This is a genomic window from Nostoc sp. (assembly GCF_036919495.1).
In the GTDB taxonomy this organism is placed as follows: Bacteria; Cyanobacteriota; Cyanobacteriia; order Cyanobacteriales; family Nostocaceae; genus Nostoc.
This window is the reverse complement of record NZ_JBALBZ010000059.1, coordinates 1-11,238: the sequence shown is the minus strand read 5'-3', so window position 1 is coordinate 11,238 and position 11,238 is coordinate 1. Positions and strand designations below refer to the sequence as shown.

Annotated in this window: 13 protein-coding genes and 1 pseudogene; 6 read left to right on the top strand and 8 right to left on the bottom strand. The window is 41.1% G+C overall.

Features of this window, described 5'->3' with window-relative positions:
* Window positions 1-115 precede the first annotated feature (115 nt).
* From V7K25_RS07540 to V7K25_RS07530, 3 genes are all read right to left on the bottom strand, one after another.
* The gene (locus V7K25_RS07540; RefSeq protein ID WP_335156560.1) at window positions 116-655 is read right to left on the bottom strand and encodes a DOMON-like domain-containing protein; all 540 of its coding nucleotides are present in this window, start codon (window positions 653-655) and stop codon (window positions 116-118) included.
* Window positions 652-1,770, bottom strand: coding sequence for a phosphotransferase enzyme family protein (locus V7K25_RS07535; protein WP_335156558.1), 1,119 nt, complete (start codon window positions 1,768-1,770; stop codon window positions 652-654). Before V7K25_RS07535 ends, V7K25_RS07540 begins: the two co-directional genes overlap by 4 nt.
* Window positions 1,771-1,997: 227 nt before the next feature.
* Window positions 1,998-3,302 carry a Tudor-knot domain-containing protein gene (locus tag V7K25_RS07530; RefSeq protein WP_335156556.1) on the bottom strand — a complete coding sequence of 435 codons (1,305 nt, stop codon included), beginning with the start codon at window positions 3,300-3,302 and terminating at the stop codon, window positions 1,998-2,000.
* Between the two features lie 557 nt (window positions 3,303-3,859).
* On the opposite strand from V7K25_RS07530, the gene V7K25_RS07525 reads away from it, so the two are divergent.
* The gene (locus V7K25_RS07525; protein ID WP_335156554.1) at window positions 3,860-4,858 is read left to right on the top strand and encodes an aldo/keto reductase; all 999 of its coding nucleotides are present in this window, start codon (window positions 3,860-3,862) and stop codon (window positions 4,856-4,858) included.
* Window positions 4,855-5,442: a TetR family transcriptional regulator gene (locus V7K25_RS07520; protein WP_335156552.1), complete on the top strand. Its 588-nt coding sequence runs from the start codon at window positions 4,855-4,857 to the stop codon at window positions 5,440-5,442. Before V7K25_RS07525 ends, V7K25_RS07520 begins: the two co-directional genes overlap by 4 nt.
* Window positions 5,443-5,480: 38 nt before the next feature.
* Here the strand turns inward: V7K25_RS07520 and V7K25_RS07515 are convergent, their stop codons facing one another.
* A complete protein-coding gene (locus V7K25_RS07515; protein WP_335156550.1) occupies window positions 5,481-6,947 on the bottom strand; it encodes an MlaD family protein in 1,467 nt (488 codons plus the stop codon).
* Window positions 6,948-7,051: 104 nt separating this feature from the next.
* The gene (locus V7K25_RS07510) at window positions 7,052-7,834 is read right to left on the bottom strand and encodes an ABC transporter ATP-binding protein (protein ID WP_335156548.1); all 783 of its coding nucleotides are present in this window, start codon (window positions 7,832-7,834) and stop codon (window positions 7,052-7,054) included.
* 886 nt (window positions 7,835-8,720) lie between these two features.
* Here V7K25_RS07510 and V7K25_RS07505 point away from each other — a divergent pair.
* Window positions 8,721-9,767: a threonine aldolase family protein gene (locus V7K25_RS07505; RefSeq protein ID WP_335156546.1), complete on the top strand. Its 1,047-nt coding sequence runs from the start codon at window positions 8,721-8,723 to the stop codon at window positions 9,765-9,767.
* Window positions 9,768-9,770: 3 nt separating this feature from the next.
* Here V7K25_RS07505 and V7K25_RS07500 read toward each other — a convergent pair whose 3' ends face one another.
* Complete coding sequence (locus tag V7K25_RS07500; RefSeq protein ID WP_335156544.1) at window positions 9,771-9,977, bottom strand: hypothetical protein; 207 nt, start codon at window positions 9,975-9,977, stop codon at window positions 9,771-9,773.
* On the opposite strand from V7K25_RS07500, the pseudogene V7K25_RS07495 reads away from it, so the two are divergent.
* Together V7K25_RS07495 and V7K25_RS07490 are read left to right on the top strand one after the other, a co-directional pair.
* Window positions 9,969-10,194, top strand: a pseudogene (locus tag V7K25_RS07495) (winged helix-turn-helix domain-containing protein); the annotation flags it as partial. The gene V7K25_RS07500 and the pseudogene V7K25_RS07495 overlap by 9 nt on opposite strands.
* Window positions 10,195-10,244: 50 nt before the next feature.
* Complete coding sequence (locus tag V7K25_RS07490) at window positions 10,245-10,457, top strand: CopG family transcriptional regulator (RefSeq protein WP_335156542.1); 213 nt, start codon at window positions 10,245-10,247, stop codon at window positions 10,455-10,457.
* Between the two features lie 299 nt (window positions 10,458-10,756).
* Here V7K25_RS07490 and V7K25_RS07485 read toward each other — a convergent pair whose 3' ends face one another.
* Window positions 10,757-10,864 carry a DUF3131 domain-containing protein gene (locus V7K25_RS07485; RefSeq protein ID WP_335156564.1) on the bottom strand — a complete coding sequence of 36 codons (108 nt, stop codon included), beginning with the start codon at window positions 10,862-10,864 and terminating at the stop codon, window positions 10,757-10,759.
* A gap of 32 nt (window positions 10,865-10,896) precedes the next feature.
* On the opposite strand from V7K25_RS07485, the gene V7K25_RS07480 reads away from it, so the two are divergent.
* Window positions 10,897-11,088 (top strand): Uma2 family endonuclease, encoded by a 192-nt coding sequence (locus V7K25_RS07480; protein WP_335156562.1) that lies wholly within the window; start codon window positions 10,897-10,899, stop codon window positions 11,086-11,088.
* Here the strand turns inward: V7K25_RS07480 and V7K25_RS07475 are convergent.
* On the bottom strand, window positions 11,033-11,238 hold a 206-nt coding region (locus V7K25_RS07475), incomplete at its 5' end, for a hypothetical protein (protein ID WP_335156540.1). The two genes, V7K25_RS07480 and V7K25_RS07475, sit on opposite strands and share 56 nt — an antisense overlap.

Below are 11,238 nucleotides of genomic sequence, written 5' to 3'. Positions count from 1 at the left end.
GATGAAGGGGCTGCCGTCGGCAGCCCCTTCATCCCCCCTTTTAAAATGATTATCATTATTGTTAATGGAATAATTTATTTTCTGGAAGTCCCTTACTGGTAGTAGTAACCACATCTCACAATTTAACAATAAAACTATCTCGCAAATGAAAGTCAGCCTCCGCGCCTTGATGAGTTAAAGCCCAGTAAGTCACCTCATCATTTCTGTGTTTAATAACGGTAGTAATGGCAACTTCAATAGCTTGCTTTACAGAGATGATTTTATCCAAATCTACATCCAACACAAGTATTAAAGCATCGGCTTGATTTTGAACATTAAACGATAGATTTTCAAACGCTCTTTCCTCTTGCATTCCTTGACGATATCCATCAAAACGATAGACATTCCAGTGTCCGGCGGGGGAGAGATTAAATTCCCAATACCGTTGAGAATCTTTGATGCCAACGAAGAACTCGAAGCAGGTATCTTCCCAAAGTTCATGCTTGCGTGATGGAGTATTTGATGGTGGGGCGATTGCAATTTCTTTTAAATAGCCCTCAAGCATATAGCGGATGACAAGTTGATTACCATTTCTGGAAATATTACCTGCAATTTTCAAATTAGACAGGGATTTTATAGAAGGAAAGGGTTGCAGGGAAAATGTCTGATCGTTCATTTCATATCTTTAATAATATTACAAATCTGCGTTTTTTGAGATTCAATACTTTCGGTAAGTTTAAACTGGACGATCGCTCTGGCAAGATTATGTTCTGGGTGTTTAATTTTGAAGTAGACATTCCCTGCTAAATAATCAGCAAAAAACCTCAATCCTAGTTCAAAGGCGATCAGACGAATTGCATCGTATATATATGCATAGTCATTCTCAGTCAGAAATGCTTTTGCTACCGAGAGATAACCTTGTAAGATTCCCTGACACAGGTCGGTATCGAAATAAACACTGTCCCAATTCTCGGTTTCTTCTCCAGCCGGATTGCAACCCGATCGCAGGCAATCACCAATATCGTAATGTACCAGACCGGGTTTAACAGTGTCCAGGTCGATGACGCTGACGGCTTGCAGAGTAGCAGTGTCAAACATAACGTTATTGATTTTTGGATCGCCGTGCATCAGCCGCAAGGGTAACTTGCCTTCAACTTTGGCATTTTCAAGGATATGTGCAAAGGTTTGGCGATCGCTAACAAATTGCAAGCAATAATTAACTTCCGAAGATTGACACGCAGTAGTTTTCGCCAACACTTCCTCGTAATGCTGGAGATAAAGCGGTGTAATATGGAACCCTTGAAGAGTATCGGCGAGTTTTTCTGGGGGCAAATCGCTAATCAGATTGTGGAACATTCCCAAGGCATAACCGATTTCTTTCGCGTGTGAGCGATCGCGCATAGTATCGAAAGACTGAGAGCCTTCAATAAAGCTAATCGCCCGCCAAAAAGAGCCGTCTCCATCCCTACAGTAGTCTTGAGCATCCTTAGTTGATAGTACGCGTGGCACTTCCCAGCGACGATTTAGAGGCGTATGCTGTAACCGTTTGCGAACATGCTCAGTGAAGGTACGCATATTCTGCATAATCAGTTGTGGCTGCCGAAATACCTGCGTGTTGATGCGTTGCAGGACAAAATATTGTTCTTCTGAAGAATCTATATCTACTAAGAAGGTGTCATTGATATTACCACTTCCAAAAGCTTTAACGCCTGTAACCTTCCCTAGCCCAGCGAATTGATCTGCGATCGCAACCAGATTCTCTGCACCCTGTGTATTGAATTCTTCTGTCATGTTGTTGACCTGTACTACTCCTCATATACATTGCACAAAGGCAATAGGGGATATCGTAGCGCAAGTATATAATTCGTAATTCGTAATTCGTAATTCGTAATTGAAAAGAGTTTGATTCTCTAGATGTTAATTATGATTTTTTAAAATTACTATATATTAGCACGGGGGGCGACACCGAATTACCCATCGGAGATATTGCTCTCATCGGCCCCGTGCTAATTCAACAGTTAGGAAATTTCGTCGCTATCAACCCACTCATCATAAGATGAGTCATAACCAATGTAGTGAACAAAGTATTGCTGATTTTGGATTTGCTCAATTGTTGCAGAATACCAAGCCTCTTGGTCATCATCCCAACATTTTACCTTTTGACCCACTGCATATCCATTGTCATCAGAGGAGCGAAGATCGCGAGTCCGAATGTCATCTTCGCCCACCCACTGGTTATGAGATGAACCGTAACCAAGGTAATGAATAAAGAATTGGTCATCTTGGATTTTCTCAATTGTTCCCTGATACCAATCTTCTTCCTCGCTATCCCAGACTTCTACTGTTTTGCTGAGTTCATACTGATTTTTATCTGACTTAACAACAGATGAAACATCTTGGATAGGCTTTTGTTCCTCTTGTTTAATTTCCTCTTGGACTAAAGTATAAGCTTGTAAAATCAAGCTGCGAGCGACAGTTTGAATTCCTGTATGTTCGTAATAATTGGTAGCTTGATCTAGGAATGCTGCTACAAAATCTAAATTATCATCAGCAATTTGAATAAAATTACCCAAATGACTAGAAATGGATTGCGGGGTTATGCCTGTTTTGGATACTAAGTTATTCATCCAACCTTGCACAGAGTTGAAACTTTGACTGATAAAACCAACTTTATCAGAGGGGCTACTACCTGGTAGAAAGTTATTGATAGCTAAGAAAACCGGATTTTGAGTTATTGCTCCAGTATCAGTACCACTAATAACTCCGTGAATTTTGTCCAAAAAGTCGGGGCCTAGTGGTAGAATTCCGTCTATACAAACTAGAGCTACCATCCGCATTCGGGATGCATCTTGATAGTTGTTAGCGAGTGAATTAGCAAACTCTTGGGGATTCGGTTGAGGAATGCCATTTAGTTTGCAAAAGGCGATGATTTCGACGGTGATTTTCAGTAGTAAGTCAATGGATTGAGTTACATCAGCTTTCGGAGTAATTTTGCCTAAAAAAGAGAGAAAGCCGATTTTTTCACTAACTTTATTCGCTAAAGCCGCCGTTGCCATAGCTGTGTCTGCCTTATCAATTGTTTGATAAAGTTTGATTGCGAACTTGTAGCCTTGTTGAGGATCTTCGTATAAAACAACAGCGCGATCGCGGATTTTCTGAATTACCTTAGCATCGCTAACTCCAGTAATGCTGCGAATATTATTCTCAAATCCCGTCAAATTACTCCACTCACCTGGTGCTACATAATCAAGAGCTTTTAAAACTTTGACAGTGATATTGTCAGTCGGTAATTCGTCAACCAACTGAATAATTGATTTATCCATAAACCGATCCTCAAAACTCAAAATATTTTTACAACACAGTTCAAGTAAATCTACAACAACCAATACTAGTTGCTACCCTACGGAAAGTCTTTCTCTGGTCAACGCTGTACGAATTACTGAATCGTATTAATAGAATTCCCTGATTTGGCTAAAAAATAACAACAGGCGATCGCGCAGATCACGACAACATTGTTTCAAAAATGTCTCAAAGGTTAACTTATGGCAGTCTGCAAGTAAGTGATGTACAAAATGCAAGACTCAAATCAGGCAGCACTTACGCAAAATACCTCCCAAGGGACTTCCAACTAAAAAAATATCCTATCGCGGTGTAGGCAGGGGGGCAGGGGAGAAAGAAAAATATTATCTGAGTAAATTGGATAATTTATTTTCTGGAAGTCCCCAAACTCTTATTTCTCCGTGTTCTCTGTGCCTCTGTGGTTCGATTTCTTAACAGATGCTCACCATCTTGGACGGTATTAACAAATATTGAATGACAATTATTGATTTTTGTCATTTACTTGATTATCATAGTTGTATCACCACAGGGAGAACTTACTATGTTGTCGCGTCAACTGGGAAAAAACGGTTCAACAATATCGGCACTTGGGCTTGGCTGTATGGGCATGTCTGATGTTTATGGCCCAGCCGATCGCAAAGAAAGCATTGCAACGATTCATGCAGCGCTTGATGCAGGTATTAACTTACTAGATACAGGCGACTTTTACGGCATGGGGCATAATGAACTGCTGCTACACGAAGCCCTAGCAGGACGGCGGCGGGAAGATGTTTTCATTGCTGTTAAATTCGGGGCGCTGCGATCGCCTGACGGCAACTTTATTGGCTTCGATGGTCGTCCTGAAGCCGTAAAGACTTCACTTGCCTATACATTAAAACGACTGGGAACCGATTACATTGACCTTTACCAGCCAGCCCGGCTCGATCCGACCGTGCCCATTGAAGACACCGTTGGGGCGATTAGCGAAATGGTGAAAGCTGGATATATTCGCCAGATTGGTTTATCTGAAATGGGTGCAGATACAATTCGGCGTGCTCATGCGATTCATCCCATCACTTGTCTTCAGATCGAATATTCGCTTCTGACTCGTGGCATTGAGGATGACATTCTCCCAACTGTGCGGGAATTGGGCATTGCTGTTACCGCTTATGGAGTCCTTTCACGGGGCTTATTGAGCGGTCACTGGTCGAAACAACGCTCTGAGCAAGCGCAAGACTTTCGCGGGCATCTACCACGCTTCTCTGGAGAGAATCTGGATCGCAATTTGTTGCTAGTCGAAGCCCTTCGCCTGATTGCCCAAGAACAGAGTGCGACGGTTGCTCAAGTGGCAATTGCTTGGGTATTGTCGCGGGGGAACGACATTGTGCCGCTGATTGGGGCACGACGTCGCGATCGCTTAAATGAAGCACTAGGTGCGCTGGATCTACACTTAAGTCAGGATGATCTCGCCCGGATTGAGGCAGCAGTGCCACTGAATGCCGTGGCTGGCGATCGCTATGCTCCAGATCAAATGAGGATGTTGGATAGTGAAAAGAGATGAATGATTCAGCTTTGACACCGGAGCGGATTCTCGACGCTGCGGAAGAGGTTTTGCGTCGTTACGGTCTGGCAAAGGCAACAGTCGTGGATGTGGCTCGCTTTTTAGAGGTGAGCCACGGCACGATTTATCGGCATTTTCCCAGCAAGGCAGCCTTGCGCGATGCTGTAGCAGAACGGTGGTTGCATCGGGTTTCTACACCGCTAGCTGCGATCGCCGAAGAACAGGGTTCCGCCGTTGAACGGTTGCATCGATGGTTTGAGCAACTCATGACTCTGAAACGTCAAAAAGTTTTGAACGAGCCAGAGTTGTTTGCAACCTATTCTGCGATCGCTCAAGAGGCGCGAGGGGTAGTTCAAGCTCACATTGCTGAACTAGTAAGCCAAGTCGCTGCGATCGTCGAGAGCGGTATTTCCAGTAACGAGTTTAGGGTAACAGATCCGCAGGTAGCAGCGAAAGCAGTCTTTCAAGCGACGGTTCGATTTCACCATCCAGCCCACGCATCCGAATGGAGCGATCCAAACATCGACACAGATTTTGCCCAAGTATGGCGCTTGATAGTTGCTGGTCTTGTAGTGGGTGAGTGAATCGTTATTGAATCTAAAATTCGGTCAAGCTGTATTGCCTATTTTCCAGTCTCCAGTTGCTCCCGTTGCTTACCATACTCCCGCAGCTGCTTTAACAGGTCTTCTTGGGATGAGTTAGAGATAGACTGAGTGGGGGTTGGGGTTGGTTCAGGGTTGATGTCGGTACTTCCAAAATTAGCAGGTGGGGGATTAATTACGTAGACAGGTAGAGACTTATCATTAGACATCGGCTCTTGAGTTGGTGCTGGGGTAGGAATTAGATTCTTTGGTTTGCTCACAGCAGTTTTTACCGAATCTAGAGTAGTAGCAACTTGCACTTGTTGCTGCATCTGTTGTGTAGAAGATACCAAACTACTTAGACCATTCACCAATTGCCGCAAATTTTGTCGGAAAGTAGGATCGCCAGTCAACTCATCCAAATCAGATGTAATTTTTTGGCTATTTTCAAAAGTTACTCGTGCTGAATCTAAAGTTTGTTGTAGCAGCACCGCATTCTTTGGATCATTTAAGGTTTTTGAAGCATCACGTAAATTAGCTGAGGCTTGCGCTGCATTTGCTGAAAGAGTTTCTAAATTGTTGATTAATTGTCCTTGAGTGAATCGATTCACAGCTGGTGATAGGCTACTGACTGTAACACGCAGTTGGTTGCTGGTTTCGGTGATATTGTTCAAAGCGCCAACCAGCGAAGAACGATTTGTTGTCAATAAATTATCCAGATTGTTCAGCAAACGATTTGCTTGAGTTGCAGTTGCACCGAATTTATTTATTGTTTGACTTGATGATGCACTCAGTTGGTTTGTCGCTCGTTGCACTGAATTAGCAGTGGCTGAAAAGGTATTAAGTTGTTGTCGCAAGCTTTTGGTCAAACCTTGGAAATCCTGACTTAGCTCAGTAAAACTGGTTGCTGCACCTGTGGTAGTTTCTAGAACCCTATTGACATTTCTATAAAATTGGGGGTTATTGTATGCAGCGGCTAGATCAGTTGAGCTGCGAATTAGTTCATCAACACTGATGCCAACCTGACCTTTTAACCGAGAGCCATTACAAATTATTAGGCTCTGATCGCAATTTTTATCTAGAGGTTTAGCAATTACAACCCCAGTAGGTAACGTTGCTTTTGGTGTGATGTCGATAATACTTTCGCTAATTAATCCGCTTTGATTAGCTTCTACCAGTACATTCCGAGGGAGAATTAGGTCAGTTTGGCCAATTTCAATCTCTACATCAATGGCATTTGCTTTTGGTCGAACCTGGGAAATAGTTCCTACCTTAACGCCACGATAGCGAACTGCTGCTCCCTTTTGCATTCCGCCAGCGTTAGCAAATTCCACAATAATTTTGTATGACCTCCCAGCAGGAGTGAATCTATTTAACCACAGAAAGAATAACCCAAATACCCCTAATCCTAGCAGGAGTAACAATCCCACAGAGCCTTCTCTAAATGTTCGCCCAGACGCGTTGGCGAAGCCTCTCGAAGAGAAGAGGCTTGTCATAAGACCTCGCATTTTTTTCCTCCACCCAATAATTAGTTATGAGTTATGAGTTATGAGTTAGCAGTTGAGAGTTAGGAGTTGAATTTAATTGCTCCTGATTCTTAACTCCTCACTTTCTAACCGACGACTTGAATCGGCCCTTGCACACTTCCACTGAGAAATTGTTTGATTAAAGGATTTTCTGTGTTGTATGTTTCACTAACTGTACCCTGCCACTGCACTCTACCTTCATAGAGAAATATAAGTCTATCAGCTGTACGCCGCATAGTGCTGTCTTGGTGGGTAACAACAGCATAAGTACTACAAACTCCATTTAAACATTGCAAATAGCGGATTAAATCTTCGATTACTGTTGAGGCAATGGGATCAAGTCCGGCTGTTGGTTCATCGTATAGTAAAACTTCTGGGCCTTCTGAAAGATTATCAGGGTTAGACATAATCGCACGAGCAAAACTGACCCGTTTTCGCATTCCCCCGGAAAGTTCGGCTGGGTAGAGGTGGCTTATTTCTGGCAAACCTACCATATCCAATTTTTCTTTTACCAAATCTTGGATGCGCGATCGCGGTAGCTTTGAATTTTGATAAAGTAAAAACCCCACATTCTCCTCCACCGTCAGCGAATCAAATAGCGCCGCCTGCTGAAACACCATGCCAATGCCAATCTCCTGGCCACCATCCTCAATCAAACCGTCTCGCCGCACTCCTTGCACATAAATTTCTCCTTCATCGGGACTAAGTAACCCCGCTATTACCCGTAAAATTGTTGATTTACCAGTCCCTGATGGGCCAATAATCCCTAGTGCTTCTCCCCGGTAAATGGTTAAGTCTACATTATCTAGAACTTTATGGCTACCAAAGGACTTAGAAACACCTTTCAGTTCAATCAATGGTTCAGTCATTAGTTATTAGTCATTGGTCATTGGTCATTGGTCATTTGTCCTTTGTCCTTTGCTAATGACAAACAACAAATAGCCCAATAGTGATGTCATAGTTATTGGTCGGGCATTGTATGCTACATTATAAGTATATGATTAGCATTTTAATTAATAAAATTCATTTTTTTAGCATAATACTTAGTTATTGGCAATGTTTAACGTCTCACAATCCCCTCAACGCAAGCTTGACGAAGCTATTATAGTAATTTAAGTTCTCAGTAACGAAGAACTAAGACTCCAGTTTTTTTGGGCATCAGCAAAGTCATACAGTAGTATAAGCTACTTAGCATAAATATGCTGATTGTTGTTATAAATACTCAGAGAAAAACTACGACAACAAAAAATAATTAACAGGTTGACGTAAGAGATAGCAATTATATTTAAGTTGTGAAAATTAAAAGGTTCAGATTCAAAAATTTTTAAATAAATCGGAAATTTTTGTTCCCGAATGATTAAGTAGGGCTATTTTGTTCTAGACATAGACCGTTCAAAACTAAAGTTGCTCTCTTATAGCTAGCTAAAGTCCGTTTTAACGGACTCTAACTTTTTTTAAGTCATTTTTAGACAACTTTCGCTATTAAACTCAGAATTCATTATGAGGCGGTATAGATGAGAATTAAATAGCCCTACTATTTTCGTACAGATAAAGTACAGAAAAAATAATTAACCACAGATGAACACACATACTCGTAAGGACAGGGCAATGCTGTGTCTCTAGGCAACACCTATTCAAATAAGAATTGCTATAATTTGAGATATTAATAGCATTCCTGTCAATTTTGAAGTTGCCAAATATCAAAATTATTCATTAACATTATAAGAATTACTGATAAAAATTTAAGTAGACATTATGAGTAGCCAATTAGAACAGTTTGCAAGTGATAATTCCTCTGGGATTTGTCCAGAAGCCCTGGAATATATGATTAGAGCAAATCAAGGTAGTGTTCCAGCCTATGGAAATGATGAATGGACTCAAAAAGCCACAGATTATTTTCGGGAACTCTTTGAAATTAATTGCGAAGTATTTTTTACCTTTAATGGTACAGCCGCGAACTCTTTATCTTTAGCAGCCCTTTGTCAGTCATATCATAGCGTCATTTGTCATGAAACATCTCACATAGAAACAGATGAATGTGGCGCACCTGAATTTGCATCTAATGGCTCGAAATTGTTACTTGCTCAAGGTAAAAACGGCAAGTTAACATCAGAGGCTATAGAGGCAGTTGTCACTAAACGTACTGACATTCATTATCCCAAACCTAAAGTTATTAGCATCACCCAATCAACTGAATTAGGGACTTTATATTCTATTGAAGAACTTCTGAAAATTAAAGAAGTTGCGAAAAAGTATAACTTAAAAATCCACATGGATGGCGCTCGTTTTGCAAATGCAGTTGCCGCTATGAATAAAAGCCCTGCTGAAATTACTTGGAAAAGTGGAGTGGATGTGTTGTGCTTTTGTGGTACAAAGAATGGAATGGCATTAGGTGAAGCCATTCTGTTCTTTAACAAAGAGCTAGCAGAGGATTTTGATTATCGATGCAAGCAAGCAGGTCAGCTAGCCTCAAAAATGCGCTTTATCTCTGCTCCCTGGTTGGGTTTATTGGAAACTGGTGCTTGGTTAAAAAATGCCAGACATGCCAATCAATGTGCTGAATACTTAGAAAATCAACTATTGAATATAGAAAATGTTGACTTAATGTTTCCTAGAGAAGCTAACGCCGTCTTTGTTAAACTACCTGAGCAAGTTATTCACGCCTTAAAAGCAAAGAACTGGCAGTTTTATACATTTATTGGTGTGGGAGGAGTACGTTTTATGTGTTCTTGGAATACGACTCAAGCAAGGATTGATCAATTGATAGATGATATTAAGAACGCAACTAATTCCAAAAACTAAATATTAAAAATTTAAATCAATGAAATAAGTACAACATTTAGGAGTGCCAGTCTGTGAGAGAACGCAAGTACCCAGTGTTAGTCCCGCAGACATGAAAAAAGCGTTGGCTATTGCTTCAAAATATGGTCTTGAGATTATCTCGCCACCTGCTACATCTTCGCAGGTGTAGGCTAATATAACTACAAGCGATCGCAGTCTGACACTAAACAAAAGTTTGACTTCTTAGAATATCTCCTCTCACATCTGCCTCAAGTGTTTACTAAAAATTCAAATAAGAGAGAAAGTTTGGGGTTATATCTTCATAGGTAATTCTAATATTTTTGACGTTTATATTGGTTATCTGCGATTAAAATTGAAAGACAATAAGGAAAAGCGTGTGATTCATACAGTCCGTAGTGTAGGTTATGCACTGCGGGATAAATCCTAATGACTTGGTGATTTCGGCAAAAAGGAACATATTAAAGATAAAAGAGGATCATGAATAAAAAATGGGCTGTTAAACGGCTGACAGTAAATCTCACAACCGAGGAAATGAAGAAACTTCAATCCTACTGTGCTTCGACAGGAAGGCCAGCAACAGATGTAATTAGAGAATTGCTCCGAACTCTTGAGGTTGACAATGCTGAAAGCTCTAAGATGGAAACAGCAGACTCAACAAGAACAGTTGGTAGTGGGTCAAAATCACAGTAACTATTGACTCAATATGCCACCAAATCTCAGAAATCTGCTATCCTGATTTCCTGACAGATAGGACTAAAGGATGATCATCTTTTGGTATAGTTTTTGCTGTTCCATCTAGATGTCAGCAAAAGTACTCCTACCAACTATTCTGGTGTGGCGGTAACTATTAATTGTGAGAGCAAGTGAGGGGGTTAAATGCCCCCTCTTATCATACTCATTTAAAGACTTCGGGACTTTGAAATAAACAATATCCTACAAGTTTGTTAGAAATCCTCTAGAGGTTATTAAAATAGCGATCGCGCCACTTGTCACTTTGCTACAATTCCTTTGAGCCAATCATTATATTGAGGATGACAGGTACGGATGACATCAAACGCCGCAATTACTCGCCCGACATCCAAAGCAGACCAACCAATACCGCGCTCAAGAAGAAAGCGACTTAGAAGAGATCAAGGCTGCGATTTATGCGACGGCTGAAATTCAAGAATATTGGGTTTTAAGTTTATCTGCTAAACAGATGATTGTGTTCAGAAACCCTCAAAATGGTAAGTATGTTGAAGAATATACTATTAAGCAAGGAACAGTTACACCATTAGCTTTTGCGGATATTTCAATATCCGTTCAAAGACTTTTGCCATAGGGTGGCGTTGCTGAATCGAGTGATGAATAGATTTATATAGGTATAGTTCTTCCGATACAGCACTTACGGCAGCTGTGCGATTCGTTGTTTGGTGAATCACGGTATCCAGCCCGTACATAACTAAACCAGCCAGACAGCAGATTACTGTCA